Consider the following 17,748-nt stretch of genomic DNA (forward strand, 5'->3'; position numbering starts at 1 on the left):
TGACGATCAGGACGCCAGAACCGTACCGGCGTCGTGGGACCACGCCACATAGACTTCTTCGTCCACCCCGGGCGCCTCGGCCGGGTTCCACTCGAGCGTGGGGATGCTGGCCTCGATCACCTGGCCCGCATCCAGCCGCACCTGATAGCGGGCATAACTGCCCATCCAGGCTACGTGCGTCACCATGCCATGGCCCCAGTTGCTGTCCGACTGCGGCATCTGCCGGCTGATGCGCAGGTGCTCGGGCCGGATGGATACATGCACCGCCATGCCCAATGGTTCGCTGACCCCATGACTGACATACAGGGGGCGGGTGAGCGCGTCCGTCTCGATCAACACGTGGTCTGGCTGATCCACCACGATGATCCCGGTAAACAGGTTGGTGGAGCCGATGAACCCGGCCACGAAGCGATTGGCTGGAAACGCATAGACCTCGTGGGGCGTTCCGCACTGCATGATCTGGCCTTCGGTCATGACGGCCAGGCGGCTGGCCATGGTCATCGCCTCTTCCTGGTCATGCGTCACCAAGATGCAGGTGACGCCGACCTGGTCCAGGATGCGCAGCAATTCGATCTGCGTGGCCTGGCGGATCTGCTTGTCGAGCGCCGACATGGGCTCATCGAGCAGCAGCAGCTTGGGCCGCTTGACCAGGCTGCGCGCCAGGGCGACCCGCTGTTGCTGCCCCCCCGACAGCTGGTGGGGCTTGCGCCGCGCATGGCCCGCCATCTGCACCAGGTCGAGCGCTTCGAAGACACGCCCCTGAATTTCATGGCGCGGCACCCCTTCCTGCTTCAGGCCAAACGCCACATTGGCCTCGACAGTCATGTGCGGAAACAGCGCATAGGACTGAAACATCATGTTGACCGGCCGCCGATAGGGCGGCAGCGCCGTGATGTCCTCATTATCGAGAATGATGCGCCCCGAGGTCGGTTCCTCGAAACCGGCCAGCATGCGCAGCAGCGTCGTCTTGCCACAACCGGAACTGCCCAATAGTGCAAAGATCTCGTGGCGGCGCACCGTCAGGTTGACCGAACGCACGGCCACGGTATCGCCAAAAATCTTGACGACCTCGTCCATGCGCACAAAATCGTCGACGCCCCCCGAAAGGGGCACGCTACGGGTCTCCATGGCCGGCTAACGGCCGGTTTTCAAGTCGGCCCACAACTTGGTCTGCAAGCGCAGAATGTTGAGTGGCTGGGGTTGGATCACATACAGTGTGCGCGAGATGTCAGCCGAGGGATAGATCATGGGATTGTTCGCCACTTCGCTGACCACGAACTTGCGCGCTTCCTTGTTGGCATTGGGATAAAACATTTCGTTGGTGATGGCTGCATGCACCTCGGGCGTTTCGATGTAATTGATGAAGGCATGCGCTTCATCGACATGTTCGGCCGTCTTCGGGATGGCCATGGTGTCGAACCAGACCGGCGCACCGCCATTCGGAATGAAGTACTCGATCTCGTACGCCTTGCCCGCCTCGCGGGCCCGGGTAGCCGCGATCATGACGTCGCCCGAGTAGCCGTACACCATGCACAGGCCACCCGATGCCAGCTCGTCGATGTAGCCCGAAGAGCTGAACTGCCGGATGTACGGCCGAATACCCTTGAGCAGCGCGAATGCCGCTTCGTAGTCGGCCGGATCGCTGCTGTTGGGATCCTTGCCCAGATAGTGCAGGACAGCGGGAAACACCTGCGCCGCTTCGTCGAGGATCGAAATCCCGCACGACTGGAGTTGGGCGGCGTTTTCGGGCTTGAAGAGCATATCCCAGGAATCCAGCGGGGCAGCCGGCCCCATGCGCTCTTGCACCTGGGTCACGTTGTAGCCCAGGCCGTTGGTGCCATAGCCCCAGGGCACCAGATACTGATTGCCCGGATCCACGCTGGCGACGAGATCCATGAGCTCTGGATCCAGGTGCTTCCAGTTGGGGATCCGACTGCGATCGAGCTTCTGGAACAGCCCGCCCTGGATCTGCCGCGCCGCATAATGGGTGGATGGCACGACCACGTCATAGCCCGATTTGCCCGTCAGCAGTTTGGCCTGGAGGGCGTCGTTGGTGTCGTAGACGTCGTAGCGGATCTTGATACCCGTGGCCCGCTCGAAGCCGGGTATGGTGTCCGGCGCCGTGTATTCTGCCCAATTGTAGACATTGACTACACGATCCTGCGCAACGGCAGGCACAGCGGCCGCCGCGAGCGCGGCGGCTGCCAACAGGGTGTGAATGGCGCCGATTTTCATGGCCAGGCCCCTTACGATCGAGGTAAACAAAGAGACAATCCGTCCCACCATTGCGCACCGCGCAAGCCGGCAACCTTAACCAAAGAGCGGCGTAGGCGCAACCAGTTTTTTTGTGCCTGTTTCCTGGATACCACACCGAGGCGCGCGCGATCGAAATCGATGAGCCAAACCTGCTGATTGCCATCGAGCACGATGTTCCAGGCATTCAGATCGGCATGCCAGACGCCGGCCGCGTGCATCGCCCGCAATGCCCCGGCCACCCGCTGCGGCTGCGCGACGTCCAGGCAGTGGACCAGCGGCCGCGCAGACGGGATACGGCGGACCAGGATCGCGTTCCGGTACCACGGACCAGTACGCCAGTAGGCGGCGGCCAGCGGCTCGGGCACCGGCACGCCGGATTGTCTCAGATGGGCCAGTACGCGCACTTCGGCCAGCGCGCGCACGCGGGCCAGGCCCAGCCAGCAATAGTGCGTGCGCCCCAGGTGCGCGCGCAGGCCGCCGCGCCGATAGTGGCGCAGGACGGCGGGCCCATGGGGGCCATCGACGAACCAGGCGGCCTGCCGCCCGCCCGCCGTGACCGGCTGAGCATCAGGCCGGGTCGCCGACATCCAGCCCGCCTCGGCCAGAGGCGCCAGACGATCGGGCACGGCCAACTGCTGCGACCCGAAGGCGAGCAGGGTCCAGCCGGCCGGCAGAGGATTCATGCCGCCTCCTTGGCCAACAGCAAAGCCATGATGATCAGCAGCATACAGGCGAAAATCAGCTTCAGGCGGGCTTCGGGCAAGGCATAGGCCAGCCGCACGCCATAGGGCACGCACAGCAGGCTGCCAAGCGCCAATGGAATGCCCACCAGGCCATGGGCCTGGCCATGCCAGGCGTAGGTCAGGAGCGCGACCAGGGTGCCGGGCACGATCATGGTCAACGCCAGCGCCTGGGCCGTCGTCTGGCGCAGATGAAAGAAGGTGGTCATGAACGGCACCGCCAGCACCGATCCCCCGACCCCGAAGATACCGCCAGCCAGCCCGGCCCCTACGCCGACGACGAAATACCGGTAGCGCGCCACGTCGTCGGCATTCCGGTATCCACCCGCCGGGGCCTGCCGGGCGCGCCGCCCCAGGCTTTCGCGAAAATAAAACAAGGCGATCAGGAATACGAAGCCCGCATAAATCTGGCGCAACAGCCTGGGTTCGACCTCCAGGGCAATCAATGCGCCCAGCCATGTGAACAAGACGGAACCCAGCGCGCCAGCCGCTGCCGAACGCCAAGCGATGGGCGTGTGCTGGTGGTACTTGCGCACCGTCAGCAGGACGGCGGGCAACACCATGATGAGTGCGGTCCCCTGGGCAGCCTGCTGCTCATAGCCAAGCAACAGGCCCAGCAGGGGAATAGCGAACAGGCCGCCGCCAATACCCAGTACCCCGCCCGTGAAACCGATCATCCCACCCGCCACCAGACAAGCCGGAATGAGCCAGAACACGCTCAACATGCCCCGTCGCGCCCCAGCACGGCCAGCGCATCTTCGATACGGTTCACCGCATGGATCCGCAGGCCTTCGATCGGCTGGCGTGGCTGATTGGCGCGCGGAATGATGGCGCTCGAGAAACCCAGTTTGGCGGCTTCGCGCAGGCGTTCCTGGCCTCGCGGCGCCGGCCGGACCTCGCCTGCCAGACCGACTTCGCCAAAGGCCAGCATGCCCTCGGGCAGCGCCTGGTTGCGCATGGACGAGAGTATGGCCAGCGCCACCGGCAGGTCGGCGGCCGGCTCGGTGATACGCACCCCGCCCACCGCATTGACGAACACGTCCTGATCATGGCTCGCCACGCCGGCGTGGCGATGCAGTACCGCCAGCAGCATGGCCAGACGGCTGCCTTCGAGCCCCACCGACAGCCGCCGTGGATTGGGCGCATGCGAGGCATCGACCAGCGCCTGGATCTCGACCAGCAACGGCCGGGTGCCTTCCTGGGTGGCCATCACGCAAGAACCCGCCACCCGCTTTGCATGGCCTGCCAAAAACAGGGCAGAAGGATTGTTCACCCCACGCAGCCCGCGATCGGTCATGGCGAAGACGCCCAATTCATTGACGGCCCCAAAGCGATTCTTGATGGCGCGCACCAGACGGAAGGAAGAATGGGTATCGCCCTCGAAGTACAGGACGGTGTCCACCATGTGCTCCAGCACGCGAGGCCCGGCCAGGGCGCCATCTTTGGTGACGTGGCCGATGAAGACCAGCGTGATGCCGGTCTGTTTGGCCGTGCGGGTCAATTGAGCCGCACATTCGCGCACCTGAGACACAGAACCGGGTGCCGCCGTCAGTTCCCCTGAATACAGCGTCTGGATCGAATCGATCACCGCGACCGCCGGCTGGTGCTCGAGCAAGGCCTGGGTGATGTGCTCGAGGCGGATTTCCGCCAGCACGTCGACGGCATCGCCAGCCACGCCCAAGCGCCGCGCCCGCAAGGCCACCTGCTCGGCGGACTCTTCGCCGGTCACGTACAGCACGGGCACGCGCCCGGACAGGCTGGCCACCGTCTGCAGCAGCAGCGTCGACTTGCCGATACCAGGATCGCCCCCGATGAGAATGACCGCGCCAGCCACCAGCCCGCCGCCCAGTACCCGATCGAATTCATCCAGACCCGTTGGCGTGCGCGCCTGTTCGCGGGCCTCGATGTCAGCCAGGCGCTGGACCGGCGCCGACGCAGCCAAAGGTGCGAAACGATGCCGGTCGGAGCGGGCGGTTTCCAGAACTTCTTGCAGGGTATTCCAGGCGCCGCACTGCGCACAGCGACCTTCCCATTTGGCGGACACCGCGCCACAATCGGCACAGACGAACGATGATCGCGCCCTGGCCATCAGCGCCCGGCCAGGCTGCCGCCACCATCCACCCCCAGCTCCTGGCCCGTGATGTAGGACGCTTCATCGCTGAGCAAAAACACCACGGCAGCGGCTACTTCATCGGCCTGCGCCAGCCGGGCCATGGGAATGCTGGCAAGGACGGTCCGCTCGGCCTCGCTGCCAATGGGGCACTGGGCCCGGAACAAGCCGGTTTCGACCGGGCCCGGAGAAACGGCATTGACGGTGATGCCGTGGGGCGCCAGCTCGAGTGCCCAGGTGCGGGTGCAGCCCAGCAGTGCGCTCTTGGCGGCCGAGAAGCTGGTATGCCCTGGCGCACCATGGACCACGCGACCGCACAGATTCACGATACGACCCTCTTTGCGCGCTTTCATGCCCGGCACGAAGGCCTGAACAGCCTGCACGGCCACCCGCACGTTGAGATCGAACGCCTGATACAGGGACGCCAGATCGATCTCGCCCAGAACCTCGGGGAGGATGGGCCCGACCCCATTGACCACGCCATCCACGGGGTATTTTTCGCGGATCATGCGCAGCAGTTCCTCGGTTTCGCCGGCGTGGGCCAGATCGCATGAATACAGGTACCCCGGGAAATCGATCTCCGCGACATGGCGCGCCAGCCCCACCACATGGCAACCCAGATCGGCCAAACGCTGGCTGACCGCCCAACCGATCCCCTTGGTGGCGCCTGTGACCAGAATGCAGCGGTTTTTCATGATGATCTCACCCTGAGCCAACGGCCGGAAGGATTCGGCGCGGAACCCGCGGCGCCAATGCCGTGAGCAATTCGTAGCCAATGGTGGCGCTGGCTGCGGCGACCTCGTTGACGGATGGGCCGCCCTCGCCCCACAGGACGACGGGCGCCCCGGGCCCGGCTTGCGGCACCGGTTCGAGATCCACCGCCAGCATGTCCATGGAGACGGTGCCCAGCAAACGGGTGCGCACCCCCGCCACCTGTACCGGCGTGCCGGTTGGTGCGTGCCTGGGATAGCCATCGGCATAGCCACAAGCCACGATGCCGACCCGCATGTCGTGCGGTGCCCGGTAGGCGTGCCCGTAGCCGAGGCCGTCGCCGGCCTGCATACGATGGGTGGAAATGAGCACTGAGGCCAGCGTCATGGCCGGACGCAAGTGCAATTCTGCTGCCGTTTTCGCTGGAAAGGGGCTGGCGCCATAGAGGCACACCCCCGGGCGCACGGCCTGGGGGCCATCCCCGAGCGTGCGCGACAGGCCTGCCGTCAGGGTGGCTGCGGAGTTGCAAACGCTGACGGGACCCGGCAGCCCCTGCGTGATGCTGCGGAAGCAATCGAGTTGTGCGCGCGTCGTGCCGGGATCATCGTCGGCCCGGGCAAAATGGGTCATCTTGCCCACCTGCCCGAGACACCCCCCGGCCTGCAGCGCCAAGGCCCGGGCATATTGACGCCGATACTCTGCAGGCTGGAAGCCCAGCCGATGCATGCCCGAATTCAGCTTGACCCAGGCATCGACCGGCCGCCCAAGAGTCGCGGACTCGAGCATGTCCAGCTGCTCGGCGCAATGCACCACGATAGCGAGCTCATACGCCTGCACCAGCGCCAGATCGGCGGGTTCGAAGAACCCTTCGAGCAAGAGAATCGGCTTGCGCCAGCCCAATGTGCGGCACTGCACAGCCTCGTCGAAATCCAGCAGCGCCAGCCCATCGGCCTGGGCAAAACCCCGAACGGCCGCCTCGATACCGTGTCCGTAGCCGCGCGCCTTGATCACGGCCCACACGAACACGCCTGGCAGCGTGGCGCGGGCAAATTCGCTGACCGCGCCGAGATTGTCAGCCAATGCATGCGTGTCGATGGTGGCCAATATAGGGCGCGGCATTCAGTCTCCCAAAAAAGCCGAACGAGGACCGGGCTCAGTATACTGCCTCACCATGGGTATCGATCATTATGAGAACTTTCCGGTGGCCTCGCTCCTGCTGCCGGCGCGCCTGCGCCCTGCCGTACGCCAGTTGTACGCTTTCGCACGCGGCGCGGACGACCTGGCCGACGAAGGCGATGCCGGGCCCGATGATCGCCTGCAAGCCCTGGAAGGCTGGCGCAGCGCCTTGCAGGCCCTGTGCAGCGCCCAGCCCTTGCCCGCGTCCCTGTCGGGCGCCGAGCGCGAGCTGTTCACACGGCTGGGCGAGACCATCCACCGGCACCAGTTGCCGGTACAGCCACTATTCGATCTGCTTTCGGCCTTCCGGCAGGATGTCCGGCAGTCGCGCTATGAAGACGAACCGGCCTTGCTGGATTACTGTCAGCGCTCGGCCAACCCCGTCGGACGGCTGATGCTGCATCTGTACGGCACCACCGATCCGCTGGATCGACGGCAGTCGGATGCCCTCTGCACCGGGCTGCAGCGTGCAAATTTCTGCCAGGACGTGGCACTGGACCACGCCAAGGGCCGCTGTTATATCCCCCAGGACTGCCTGTTGCGTCATGGGGCCCGAATGGAAGAGCTGGCGGCGCTATGCCAGGCGCCCCCTGCGCGCGTGCCCGAGCACTGGCGGGCTGTGCTGCACGAACAATCCGAGCAGGCCCGCATGGCGCTGCTGGCCGGCAGCCCGCTGGCCTGGCGCCTGCCAGGCCGTATTGGGCTTGAGCTGCGCCTCGTGGTCCACGGGGGCTTGCGCGTACTGGAAAAGCTTGCGGCCGGTGGCTACAACCCTTTTGCCAACCGCCCCATTCTGAATCGCCGGGATACCATCCTGCTATGCTGGCGCGCATTCTGCCAGTCACGGCCCCAACCTGTTTCGGCACCTTCATGACCCCAGACGAATATTGTCAGCAAAAAGCGGCCCAAAGCGGCTCCAGCTTCTACTACGCTTTTCTGTTCCTGCCGCCCGAGCGCCGCAGGGCGATTACCGCCCTGTACGCCTTTTGCCGCGAAGTCGATGACATCGTCGATGAGGTCAACGAGGCCTCGGTCGCCCGCATGAAGCTGACCTGGTGGCGAGGCCAGGTCGAGCAGATGTTCCAGGGCACGCCCGACCATCCGGTCGCACTGGCCCTGCAGCCCCACCTCCAGGCCTATGGCCTGGAAGCCACGCGGTTCCATGCGATCATCGAGGGCATGGAAATGGACCTGGACCAGTTCCGCTACGAGAACTGGGCCGCGCTGCAAAAATACTGCTGGCACGTCGCCGGGGTGGTCGGCGAACTGTCTGCTCGGATTTTCGGCTTCATCGACGCGCGTACCCTGAAGTACGCCGAAACGCTGGGGCTGGCCTTCCAGATGACCAACATCATCCGGGACGTCGGCGACGATGCCCGGCGCGGGCGGATTTATGTGCCCGCCGACGAAATGGCTCGGCACGGCGTGCAAGTGGACGACATTCTCGATGGCCGATACGTTGAAGGGTTTGAGCCCCTGATGCGCATGCAGACTGAACGGGCCCGCGATCTTTACCGTACGGCCCTGCTGGCACTGCCCGAGGCGGATCGCAGGGCGCAGCGTCCGGGGCTGATGATGGCCGCCATCTATGCGACGCTGCTCGACGAAATCGAGCGGGACCACTGGCGCGTGCTGGAAAAACGGATTGCCTTGACACCCATTCGCAAGTTCTGGCTCGCCTGGAAAGTCTGGGTCGGCGGCGGCAAGCACCTGATTCGCGACCGCACGGCATGAACGTGGCGATCATAGGGGCCGGCTGGGCCGGCCTGGCAGCGGCCGCGCAGGTGCTGCAGGCGGGCGGCTCGGTCCGTGTCTATGAAGCAGCGGCCCAGGTGGGGGGGCGGGCCCGCACAATCGAATCCGCCGCCCTAGGCCTGGCCATCGACAATGGGCAGCACGTGCTGCTGGGCGCATGCCGACGTACGCTGGCGTTGATGCGCAGTCTGGGCGTCCGGCCTTCGGACGTCCTGGACGAACGGCCCTTGAAGCTGGCGACCCTGAATGGCCGATTCAGCTTTCATCTGCCGCCCTGGCGCGCACCCTGGAATCTCGCCGGCAGCCTGCTCCTGAGCCGCGGCCTGGGCGGTTGGGCCAGCTGGCAACATCTGTTCCGGGTACTGCAGGATGCGCGTCGGTCCGAAGTTTCCGCGTCACTGAATGCAGCCGACTGGCTGGCCTCCCTGCAGGGTTCGCCGGCGCTGCTTGAGCACCTTTGGCGCCCTCTCGCCCTGGCTGCGCTGAACACGCCGCTCGAACACGCCTCCGCACGCTTGTTGGCGCGCCTGCTTGCCGAGAGTCTGGGGGCCGACGCCCAGGCCAGCCGGGTTCTGATCCCACGAACACGGTTGCACGCCTTGTGGCCGGCAGCCGTCTGCACCCGGCTGGGCACGCAACTCGTGTATCGACGCGTCCACCATGTGGAACACGACGGGCACGGCTGGCAAGTCGACGGGCAGGCCTTCGGCCAGGTCATCGTGGCCACGCCGGAACCCGAGGCACGCCGGCTGCTCGGCACGCTGGATCACGCATCCGCCGAACTGGCCAAATGGCCGCGCTACCAGCACGCCGCCATCGCCACGCTGACCCTGCAACTGCATGCCCCCTGGCCGCAGCCCAATCCCATGGCGATGCTGGCGCCCGACCCTCGCCTCGCCGTCAATGGGCACTGGCTGTTCAATCGCCACCATATCGCCCGCGATCCGGCCGAGCGCTGCCTGCTGCACGTCGTGATTGCCCGCGCCCACGCCCTTGCCCACCTGGACCGGCCGACCGTGCTCAAGCACATCGTCCGGCAGATCGATGGGCAAGCCGCACAGCCCCTGCCCCCTGTCAGGGCGCATCTGCTGGTGAATGAAAAGCGCGCCACGTTCGATGCCCAGCCCAGCCTCTGCCGCCCAGGCCCGAGGACACGCTGGCCAGGCCTGTTTCTTGCAGGCGATTGGACGGACACCGGCTACCCGGCCACCCTGGAGGGCGCCGTTTGCAGCGGGCTTCGGGCGGCCGGTCTGGCCCTCGATGATCAAAGGGCGTGATGCCGGATGTAATCGGCCACCAGGGCCGCATCACAGTCGAGCACCTCGACCCGCTGGGGCCGCTGCTCGAGATCCTCGAGACCGGCCGGTACCGCGGGCCACTGACCGGTCGCCTCGACGATCGTTTCGGCAAACTTGGCGGGCAAGGCTGTTTCGAGCACCAGCATGGGTATGCCGGGTTCCAGGTACTGAGCGGCGACCTTCAGGCCATCGGCCGTATGCGGATCCACCAGCCTCCCCGTTTCTTCGAGCGTTTGCCGTATCGTCCGCAAGCGGTCCGCATGCGTGCTGGTGCCGGCCACGAACCCATAGCGATCTTCGAACTGCGGCCGCAACGCCGACAGGTCGAACTGCCCCTGTTCGTGCACACTGCGCATCAGCTCAGTGACGCGCAACGGGTCCCGGTCGACCAGGTCGAAAACGAAACGCTCGAAGTTCGAAGCCCGTGAAATATCCATCGACGGGCTCGAGGTCGCCTGGGTCTGGCTGGCCGGCCGGGGCCGATACAGGCCGGTACGAAAGAACTCTTCCAGGACGTTGTTTTCGTTGGTGGCAAGCACCAGCCGATGGATGGGGACCCCCATCTGGCGGGCGATGTGGCCGGCCAGGATGTTGCCGAAATTGCCCGATGGAACCGCAAAAGAAACCTGGCCGCCCGGATGCGGAGCAACGCGCAGATAACCCCAGACGTAGTAAACGACCTGGGCCGCGATGCGCGCCCAGTTGATCGAATTGACGGCGCCCAGCCGGTAGCGCTGCTTGAAATCGAGGTCGCCGGCCAAGGTCTTGACCACATCCTGGCATTCGTCGAACACGCCACGCAGGGCCAGATTGTGGATGTTGCCGTCCTGCAGCGAATACATCTGGGCCCGCTGAAAGGCGCTCATGCGGCCATGCGGCGAGAGCATGAAGACGGCGATGCCTGCCTTGCCACGCAAAGCGTACTCTGCTGCCGATCCGGTATCGCCCGACGTCGCCCCCAGGATGTTCAGGGTCTGGCCCCGGCGCACCAGCACGTACTCGAAGACCTGCCCAAGGAACTGCATGGCCATGTCTTTGAAAGCCAGGGTCGGCCCCTCGGACAGGCCCAGCAACATGAGCCCGTCGCGCAGCGGCTTGACCGGTGCGATGCGCGGAAACACAGCGGGCGCATAGGCCGCATGAGTCAGGCCATGCAGATCGTCTTCGGGGATATCGCCGATGAACAGGCCCAGGACGCGGGCGGCCAGCTCGGCGTAAGACAGGGACTGCCAGGCAGCCAGGGTCGTGGCATCCAGCCGCGGCAGCCGTTCGGGCAACGTCAGCCCCCCATCCGGCGCCAGACCTTCGAGGAGGATGTCGCAGAAGGGAGCCGGGGCCATCCCGCCCCGCGTGGACAGATAGTTCAATTGATGTTCTCCACCCGCAGCCGAGTCACCCCCGAGTGCACGAATGGCAACCCGGCAATAGTCTGCAGGGCTTGGTCGACGTCGCCCTCTCGGGCCTCGTGGGTCAGGAAAATGATGTCGGCCTGATGTTCGCCGTGGGGCTGCTGGAACATGGAACCGACGGATATCCCCATTGCGGCCAGGACCCGGGCCAGATCGGCCAGTACCCCCGGTCGGTCGTCTACCCGCAGGCGCAGATAATAGCTGGTCCGGACGTCCGCCATGGGCAGAATGGGGATGTCCGCCATGGACTCGGGCTGGAAGGCCAGGTGAGGCACGCGATGCCCCGGATCCGCCCGATGCAGACGCGCCACGTCGACCAGGTCGGCCACGACGGCCGACGCCGTGGGCAGGGCGCCGGCGCCCTGCCCATAGTACAGGGTCGTGCCGACCATATCGCCACGCACCAGAACGGCGTTCATGGCGCCTTCCACCTGCGCCAGCAGACAGGTATCGGGCACCAGGGCGGGATGCACCCGCAGTTCGATGCCCTCGGGCCGATGCCGCGTCATGCCCAACAGCTTGATACGGTATCCCAGACGCTCGGCGTGGCGAATGTCTTCTGACGCCAATGAGGCAATGCCTTCGATGTGGACCTTGTCGAACTGCACCGGAATACCGAAAGCCAGCGAGGCCAGCAAGGTGATTTTGTGCGCGGCATCGACGCCTTCGATGTCGAACGTGGGATCGGCCTCGGCGTATCCAAGGCGCTGCGCCTCGGCCAATACCGCTTGAAAAGGCAGGCCGCGCTGGCGCATTTCGGAGAGAATGAAGTTGGTCGTGCCATTGATGATGCCAGCCAGCCACTGGATGCGATTCGCCGTCAGGCCCTCGCGGATCGCCTTGATGATGGGAATGCCGCCCGCCACGGCGGCTTCGAACGCGACCATCACGCCGCGCGACTGTGCGGCGGCGAAGATTTCATTGCCGTGAACGGCCAGCAACGCCTTGTTGGCCGTGACCACGTGCTTGCCGTGGGCAATGGCTTCGAGCAGGCAGGCGCGCGCGACAGTGTCCCCGCCCATTAGCTCGACCACGATGTCGACGTCCGGATCCCGTGCCAGCGCCATGCCGTCGGTGGTGACCCGCACGTCTGGACCCAGCAGGGTCCGGGCCTTGGCCACGTCACGCACGGCCACGGCCGTGACCTGGATGCGCCGCCCGGCGCGCCGGGAGATTTCCTCGGCATTCTGCGATAGCACCATCCACACGCCGCCCCCGACGACCCCCAGGCCAAGCAGCCCCACACGCAACGGTTTCATTGAATCAACCCATCCTTGCGAAACATGTCTCTGATACCGCGCACCGCTTGCCGCGTGCGCTGTTCGTTCTCGATCAGGGCGAAGCGCACGTATTCGTCGCCGTATTCGCCAAACCCGATGCCTGGCGATACCGCCACCTTGGCATCGGCCAGCAGCCGCTTGGAGAATTCCAGCGACCCCCCGGCCCGATAGGGCTCCGGTATGCGGGCCCAGATGTACATCGACGCCTTGGGGATGGTGACCGGCCAGCCGGCGTCGATCAGCCCGCGCGACAGCACGTTGCGCCGGTTGCGGTACTGTTCGACCACTTCGGCCACACAATCCTGCGGCCCTTCGAGCGCCGTGATGGCCGCCACCTGAATGGGTGTGAACGTACCGTAATCGTGGTAGCTCTTGATGCGCGCCAGGGCACCGACCAGATCCTGGTTGCCCACCATGAAGCCAATGCGCCACCCGGCCATGTTGTAGCTCTTGCTCATCGTGAAGAACTCGACCGCCACGTCCTTGGCCCCGGGCACCTGCATGATGGACGGAGCGACGTAGCCATCGAACGTGATGTCGGCATAGGCGAGATCATGCACGACCAGGATATCGTGCTCTTTGGCCAGCGCGACGATGCGTTCGAAAAAAGGCCGCTCTACGCATTGCGCCGTCGGGTTGCTCGGAAAGCCCAGCACCATCATCTTGGGTCTGGGAATGGATTCTCGCACGGCCCGCTCGATTTCATCGAAAAAATCCAGACCCGGCGTCATGGGCACCGAACGGATATTGGCACCGGCAATGACCGCCCCATAGATGTGGATGGGATAGCTTGGGTTGGGGACCAGGACCGTATCGCCCCGATCGAGCGTCGCCAGCATCAGGTGGGCCAGCCCCTCTTTCGAGCCGATCGAGACGATGGCCTCGGTGTCCGGATCCACGCTGACCCCATAACGCCGTTCGTACCACTGGGAAATTGCCCGGCGCAGCCGCGGAATACCGCGTGACACCGAATAGCCATGCGTATGGTCGCGGCGCGCCACCTCGACCAGCTTGTCGACGATATGCTTGGGCGTCTGCCCATCCGGATTGCCCATGGACATGTCGATGATGTCTTCGCCCCGCCGCCGGGCCGCCATCTTGAGTTCTGCGGTGATGTTGAACACATAAGGTGGCAGACGCTCGATGCGCGAGAAAGTCTTCATGGGGAGCCCCTGAAAAAAGCTTGGCCACAGCAGAAATTGCGGTGCAGCAAATCCGATAATCTATCTCAAGCGTGCCACTCTCGCAAATGAGGCGGCCGCAGCGGATGAAAGAGCCGACGGCCCTGGCCATGCTGCGCTATCATTGATCACATTGGCAAGACCCGCAAAGGATGCCCCACGTGCTGTTGCAAAAAGAATCGAATCCGTCTTTGAACACCGTCACCGCCTACGGCGAAGGCTATCTGGAGATCAACCGCGAACGCTTCGAGACATCGGTCTGCCTGGCCCCCGAAGGCCCGATCCGCACGCTATCCTTGCACAGCGTCGCCGACATCGACAGCACCCTGCTGACAGAGCTGGTGGGCCTGCGCGCCGCGCCGCAGGACCCGATGGCGTTCCTCGACGATGCGCCGCCCCCGCTAGAACGGCCAGACGACGCCCCCGAAGTCGTGCTCATCGGCACGGGGTCGTGCCAGGCCTTTCTGCCCCCAGACGTCATACGTCCCCTGCTCATGGCCGGCATCGGGGTCGAAGCCATGACCACCCACGCCGCCGCCCGCACGTACAACATCCTCATGTCCGAAGAACGGCGTGTCCTGGCCCTATTGCTTTTTGGAGATTCTGCATGAGCCTGCCCATCGTGGGGCAACCCATTCCCCGCCTGACTGGTCCATCCACCCAGGGTCCGTTCGATTCGGCCCAGCTGGCCGGCAAGCCGTACGTCCTGTATTTCTACCCGCGCGACAACACCCCTGGCTGTACCACCGAGGCGCAGGATTTCCGTGACCTGCACGGGCAATTTCTGGCACACGGATGCGCGGTGTTTGGCGTCTCCAGGGATTCCTTGAAGTCCCACGAGCGTTTTGCGGAAAAACAATCCCTGCCCTTCGCCCTGATCAGCGACCCCGATGAAGCGCTGTGCACGCTGTTTGGCGTCATGAAAAACAAGACCCTGTATGGCAAGCCAGTGCGCGGCATCGAGCGCAGTACGTTCCTGGTGGATGCGGCCGGCCAGCTGGCGCGCGAATGGCGGGGCGTACGCGTACCGGACCACGCGGCCGAAGTCCTGCAGGCCGTACAGGCCCTGGGCACCTGAGGCAGCCGCCCCATGCCGCTGCCCAAACCACCCGCCCGTCTGGGCGATCGGGTCCGCCCATCGAGCGAATCCACCGCGACGCCCGCTGCCACTGCAGTGCCCACTCCCGCCGAAACGCCAGCGCCATCGGTGCCCGCCCGCCAACCAGCCGCCAAACCCGGAAAGCAGCCCGCCGTGGAGACGGCCCGCCCGGCAGCCGGCCCTGGCGCCGGGGCGACCGTGCCGGTGCCGGCTGCACGCAAGGATCCGCCCCCGGATCGTGCCCCGCGTGCCAGCAAGCGCGGTGCCGTGCAGACCACATCGTCTCGCCGCCTGGCCGGCACTGGCCAGGCCGGCCCCAAAAAACTGTTCGTTCTGGACACCAACGTCCTGCTGCATGACCCGAGCTCGCTGTTCCGGTTCGCCGAACACGATATTTTTCTGCCCATGATCGTGCTCGAAGAGCTCGACCACCAGAAAAAAGGCCTATCGGAAGTGGCGCGCAATGCGCGCCAGGTCAGCCGTTTCCTGGACCAGCTCATACAAGCCGCCGACCTGACCAAAGGCGTGCCGCTCGATGCCCTGGGCAATACCGAGGCAACGGGCCTGCTGTATTTTCAGATGCGCCCTGCAGCGGCACCGCTGCCGATCGAACTGCCCATGGGCAAGGCCGACCACGTCATTCTATCGATCGTGCACGATTTACGGCAGGCGCCCCCGGGGCGCGAAGTCGTGCTGGTGTCCAAGGACATCAACATGCGCCTCAAGGCGCGTGCCCTGGGGCTGGCGGCTGAAGACTACCTGCATGACCACGTCATCGACGACACCGATCTGCTCTACGGTGGCGTCATGCCCCTGCCGGATGACTTCTGGGCCCGCCACGGCAAGCAGGTCGAATCCTGGCAACAGGATGGCCTCACCTGGTATCGGATACACGGACCTTTGTGCCAGCAGCTGATCGTCAACGAATTCGTCTGGCTCGAGGGCGACATGCCGCTCTACGCCCAGGTGCGCGAAGTGACGGGGCGCAGCGCGGTCCTGTCCACATTGCGAGACCATAGCCACGGCAAAAACAGTGTCTGGGGCATCACGGCGCGCAACCGCGAGCAGAATTTCGCCTTCAACCTGCTGCTCAACCCCGACATCGACTTCGTCTCACTGCTGGGCCAAGCCGGGACCGGTAAAACCCTGCTGGCGCTCGCGGCCGGGTTGGCCCAGGTCTTCGACACGCGCCGCCACACCGAGATCATCATCACACGGGCCACAGTGCCAGTGGGCGATGACATCGGCTTTCTGCCCGGTACCGAAGAAGAAAAAATGCTCCCCTGGATGGGGGCCCTCGAAGACAATCTCGAGATCCTCCACCAGGGCGCAAGCCGCAATACCGCCTCTGCGGCCAGCCAGAGCGAATGGGGCCGCCATCTGCCGGCGCTGGACCTGATCCGCTCGCGCATCAAGGTGAAATCGCTCAGTTTCATGCGCGGCCGCACCTTCCTGAACAAATACCTGATTATCGACGAGGCGCAGAATCTGACCCCAAAGCAGATGAAGACACTGATCACCCGGGCCGGGCCGGGCACCAAAATTGTCTGCCTGGGCAATATCGCCCAGATCGACACCCCCTACCTGACTGAAGGCAGCTCGGGCCTGACGTACGTCGTCGACCGGTTCAAGGGCTGGCCGCACGCCGGCCACATCATTCTCCAGCGCGGCGAGCGGTCGCGCCTGGCCGACTATGCCAGCGCCGCCCTCTGAAGGGGCCGGCGCTCCGATGCGCTCGGCCCAGCCCCTGGGCCTCACCATGGGCGATGCCTGCGGCATCGGCCCCGAGCTCATCGTGCGTTTGTTCGCCCGTGGCCTGCCCCACCCGGCGGTCGTCTACGGCGATGCCGCGACCTTGCAGCGAGCCTGCGCCGTAGTGGGCCTGGGCGACGCGCTCTCGATTGTTCCACTGGATGTGCCGGGGCCAGGCTCGACCGGAATGCAAATCGGCGTGCTCGATCGCTGGCGCGGGCTGCCCGCCGATCTGCCGTGGGGACAGGTCGACGCCCGGGCCGGCCGGGGCGCCTACGAATACCTGTGCCACGCGATCGACGATGCCCTGGCGGGCCGGCTCAGGGCGCTGGTGACCGCCCCCCTGAACAAAGAAGCCATGCAGCGGGCGGGGCTGGCGTTCCCGGGCCACACTGAGATCCTGGCCAAGCGCAGTGGCACGCCCCGCTACGCGATGATGCTCGCCAACGACCAGCTGCGTGTCCTGCTGGTCACGATCCATATTCCGCTGGCTCAGGTGCCGCACGCCATCAGCGTGCAAGCCGAGCTCGACGCCATGCGGCTGGCGCACTTGGCCTGCCTGCAAAGCGGCGTGGCGACGCCGCGCATCGCGGTCGCGGGGCTGAACCCGCATGCGGGGGAAAACGGCGCCTTCGGCGATGAAGAAATCCGCATCATCCAGCCGGCGATCGCCCAGGCACGCGCAGAAGGGCTGGACGTCAGCGGGCCCTGGCCAGGGGACACCGTCTTCATGCGCGCGCGGCAAGGCGAATTCGACATCGTGGTTGCCCAATACCACGACCAGGGGCTGATCCCTGTGAAGTACCTGGGCCTGGATACCGGGGTCAATGTCACGGTGGGTCTGCCGTTCGTACGCACCAGCGTCGATCACGGCACGGCGTTCGACATCGCGGGCCAGGGCGTCGCACAGGCGGATTCCCTGGAAGCGGCACTGCACATGGCGCTGCGCATGTCCGCAAAGCCCTGAGCGCCCTCGCGGAC

At 65.2% G+C, this 17,748-nt stretch carries 17 protein-coding genes; 7 read left to right on the forward strand and 10 right to left on the reverse strand.

All coding sequences use genetic code 11. From position 1 onward, the window contains the following. Nucleotides 1–6: 6 nt before the first annotated feature. From WCZ84_RS01410 to alr, 7 genes are read right to left on the reverse strand one after another with little or no spacing between them, the layout of a single operon-like run. Nucleotides 7–1,128 carry an ABC transporter ATP-binding protein gene (locus WCZ84_RS01410; protein ID WP_372684468.1) on the reverse strand — a complete coding sequence of 374 codons (1,122 nt, stop codon included), beginning with the start codon at nucleotides 1,126–1,128 and terminating at the stop codon, nucleotides 7–9. A 6-nt stretch (nucleotides 1,129–1,134) separates the two neighbouring features. Beyond that, the gene (locus WCZ84_RS01415) at nucleotides 1,135–2,235 is read right to left on the reverse strand and encodes a polyamine ABC transporter substrate-binding protein (RefSeq protein WP_372684469.1); all 1,101 of its coding nucleotides are present in this window, start codon (nucleotides 2,233–2,235) and stop codon (nucleotides 1,135–1,137) included. Nucleotides 2,236–2,246: 11 nt separating this feature from the next. After that, nucleotides 2,247–2,939, reverse strand: coding sequence for a 3-deoxy-D-manno-octulosonic acid kinase (locus tag WCZ84_RS01420; protein ID WP_372684470.1), 693 nt, complete (start codon nucleotides 2,937–2,939; stop codon nucleotides 2,247–2,249). Continuing rightward, a complete protein-coding gene (locus WCZ84_RS01425) occupies nucleotides 2,936–3,721 on the reverse strand; it encodes a sulfite exporter TauE/SafE family protein (protein ID WP_372684471.1) in 786 nt (261 codons plus the stop codon). Before WCZ84_RS01425 ends, WCZ84_RS01420 begins: the two co-directional genes overlap by 4 nt. Next, nucleotides 3,715–5,085, reverse strand: a complete 1,371-nt coding sequence (gene radA / locus WCZ84_RS01430; protein WP_372684472.1) for a DNA repair protein RadA — start codon at nucleotides 5,083–5,085, stop codon at nucleotides 3,715–3,717. Before radA ends, WCZ84_RS01425 begins: the two co-directional genes overlap by 7 nt. Beyond that, complete coding sequence (locus tag WCZ84_RS01435) at nucleotides 5,085–5,801, reverse strand: SDR family oxidoreductase (protein WP_372684473.1); 717 nt, start codon at nucleotides 5,799–5,801, stop codon at nucleotides 5,085–5,087. The genes radA and WCZ84_RS01435 overlap by 1 nt, the downstream gene beginning before the upstream one ends. A gap of 7 nt (nucleotides 5,802–5,808) precedes the next feature. Continuing rightward, complete coding sequence (gene alr, locus WCZ84_RS01440; protein ID WP_372684474.1) at nucleotides 5,809–6,936, reverse strand: alanine racemase; 1,128 nt, start codon at nucleotides 6,934–6,936, stop codon at nucleotides 5,809–5,811. Between the two features lie 52 nt (nucleotides 6,937–6,988). Here alr and hpnC point away from each other — a divergent pair, with 52 nt between their 5' ends. The 3 genes from hpnC to hpnE are packed head-to-tail and all read left to right on the forward strand — an operon-like array spanning nucleotide 6,989 to nucleotide 10,025. Next, complete coding sequence (gene hpnC / locus WCZ84_RS01445; protein WP_372684475.1) at nucleotides 6,989–7,867, forward strand: squalene synthase HpnC; 879 nt, start codon at nucleotides 6,989–6,991, stop codon at nucleotides 7,865–7,867. Next, on the forward strand, nucleotides 7,864–8,727 hold the full coding sequence (gene hpnD / locus WCZ84_RS01450; protein ID WP_372684476.1) for a presqualene diphosphate synthase HpnD: 864 nt from the start codon (nucleotides 7,864–7,866) through the stop codon (nucleotides 8,725–8,727). The genes hpnC and hpnD overlap by 4 nt, the downstream gene beginning before the upstream one ends. Beyond that, nucleotides 8,724–10,025: a hydroxysqualene dehydroxylase HpnE gene (gene hpnE / locus WCZ84_RS01455; protein ID WP_372684477.1), complete on the forward strand. Its 1,302-nt coding sequence runs from the start codon at nucleotides 8,724–8,726 to the stop codon at nucleotides 10,023–10,025. The genes hpnD and hpnE overlap by 4 nt, the downstream gene beginning before the upstream one ends. Here hpnE and thrC read toward each other — a convergent pair. Genes thrC through alaC form a run of 3 tightly spaced genes read right to left on the reverse strand, consistent with a single transcriptional unit; the run spans nucleotide 10,013 to nucleotide 13,898 of the window. Continuing rightward, nucleotides 10,013–11,413: a threonine synthase gene (gene thrC / locus WCZ84_RS01460; protein WP_372684478.1), complete on the reverse strand. Its 1,401-nt coding sequence runs from the start codon at nucleotides 11,411–11,413 to the stop codon at nucleotides 10,013–10,015. The two genes, hpnE and thrC, sit on opposite strands and share 13 nt — an antisense overlap. Continuing rightward, a complete protein-coding gene (locus tag WCZ84_RS01465; protein ID WP_372684479.1) occupies nucleotides 11,410–12,714 on the reverse strand; it encodes a homoserine dehydrogenase in 1,305 nt (434 codons plus the stop codon). Before WCZ84_RS01465 ends, thrC begins: the two co-directional genes overlap by 4 nt. Beyond that, nucleotides 12,711–13,898: an alanine transaminase gene (gene alaC, locus WCZ84_RS01470; RefSeq protein ID WP_372684480.1), complete on the reverse strand. Its 1,188-nt coding sequence runs from the start codon at nucleotides 13,896–13,898 to the stop codon at nucleotides 12,711–12,713. Before alaC ends, WCZ84_RS01465 begins: the two co-directional genes overlap by 4 nt. Before the next feature lie 170 nt (nucleotides 13,899–14,068). On the opposite strand from alaC, the gene WCZ84_RS01475 reads away from it, so the two are divergent. Genes WCZ84_RS01475 through pdxA form a run of 4 tightly spaced genes read left to right on the forward strand, consistent with a single transcriptional unit; the run spans nucleotide 14,069 to nucleotide 17,734 of the window. Further along, nucleotides 14,069–14,527, forward strand: coding sequence for an Mth938-like domain-containing protein (locus WCZ84_RS01475; RefSeq protein ID WP_372684481.1), 459 nt, complete (start codon nucleotides 14,069–14,071; stop codon nucleotides 14,525–14,527). Further along, a complete protein-coding gene (locus WCZ84_RS01480) occupies nucleotides 14,524–14,994 on the forward strand; it encodes a peroxiredoxin (protein ID WP_372684482.1) in 471 nt (156 codons plus the stop codon). The genes WCZ84_RS01475 and WCZ84_RS01480 overlap by 4 nt, the downstream gene beginning before the upstream one ends. A gap of 12 nt (nucleotides 14,995–15,006) precedes the next feature. Then, complete coding sequence (locus tag WCZ84_RS01485) at nucleotides 15,007–16,728, forward strand: PhoH family protein (protein ID WP_372684483.1); 1,722 nt, start codon at nucleotides 15,007–15,009, stop codon at nucleotides 16,726–16,728. Nucleotides 16,729–16,744: 16 nt separating this feature from the next. Beyond that, nucleotides 16,745–17,734 (forward strand): 4-hydroxythreonine-4-phosphate dehydrogenase PdxA, encoded by a 990-nt coding sequence (gene pdxA / locus WCZ84_RS01490; protein WP_372684484.1) that lies wholly within the window; start codon nucleotides 16,745–16,747, stop codon nucleotides 17,732–17,734. The last annotated feature ends 14 nt before the right edge of the window (nucleotides 17,735–17,748 follow it).

Origin of the sequence: Castellaniella sp. (genome assembly GCF_041675725.1) — a bacterium.
Classification (GTDB): Bacteria; Pseudomonadota; Gammaproteobacteria; order Burkholderiales; family Burkholderiaceae_B; genus Castellaniella.

Bases quoted from the DNA above. Each gene is read 5' to 3' on its own strand.
- WCZ84_RS01410 (WP_372684468.1), bottom strand. From the start codon at position 1,128: ATGGAGACCCGTAGCGTGCCCCTTTCGGGGGGCGTCGACGATTTTGTG.
- WCZ84_RS01415 (WP_372684469.1), bottom strand. From the start codon at position 2,235: ATGAAAATCGGCGCCATTCACACCCTGTTGGCAGCCGCCGCGCTCGCG.
- WCZ84_RS01420 (WP_372684470.1), bottom strand. From the start codon at position 2,939: ATGAATCCTCTGCCGGCCGGCTGGACCCTGCTCGCCTTCGGGTCGCAG.
- WCZ84_RS01425 (WP_372684471.1), bottom strand. From the start codon at position 3,721: ATGTTGAGCGTGTTCTGGCTCATTCCGGCTTGTCTGGTGGCGGGTGGG.
- radA (WP_372684472.1), bottom strand. From the start codon at position 5,085: ATGGCCAGGGCGCGATCATCGTTCGTCTGTGCCGATTGTGGCGCGGTG.
- WCZ84_RS01435 (WP_372684473.1), bottom strand. From the start codon at position 5,801: ATGAAAAACCGCTGCATTCTGGTCACAGGCGCCACCAAGGGGATCGGT.
- alr (WP_372684474.1), bottom strand. From the start codon at position 6,936: ATGCCGCGCCCTATATTGGCCACCATCGACACGCATGCATTGGCTGAC.
- hpnC (WP_372684475.1), top strand. From the start codon at position 6,989: ATGGGTATCGATCATTATGAGAACTTTCCGGTGGCCTCGCTCCTGCTG.
- hpnD (WP_372684476.1), top strand. From the start codon at position 7,864: ATGACCCCAGACGAATATTGTCAGCAAAAAGCGGCCCAAAGCGGCTCC.
- hpnE (WP_372684477.1), top strand. From the start codon at position 8,724: ATGAACGTGGCGATCATAGGGGCCGGCTGGGCCGGCCTGGCAGCGGCC.
- WCZ84_RS01465 (WP_372684479.1), bottom strand. From the start codon at position 12,714: ATGAAACCGTTGCGTGTGGGGCTGCTTGGCCTGGGGGTCGTCGGGGGC.
- alaC (WP_372684480.1), bottom strand. From the start codon at position 13,898: ATGAAGACTTTCTCGCGCATCGAGCGTCTGCCACCTTATGTGTTCAAC.
- WCZ84_RS01475 (WP_372684481.1), top strand. From the start codon at position 14,069: ATGCCCCACGTGCTGTTGCAAAAAGAATCGAATCCGTCTTTGAACACC.
- WCZ84_RS01480 (WP_372684482.1), top strand. From the start codon at position 14,524: ATGAGCCTGCCCATCGTGGGGCAACCCATTCCCCGCCTGACTGGTCCA.
- WCZ84_RS01485 (WP_372684483.1), top strand. From the start codon at position 15,007: ATGCCGCTGCCCAAACCACCCGCCCGTCTGGGCGATCGGGTCCGCCCA.
- pdxA (WP_372684484.1), top strand. From the start codon at position 16,745: ATGCGCTCGGCCCAGCCCCTGGGCCTCACCATGGGCGATGCCTGCGGC.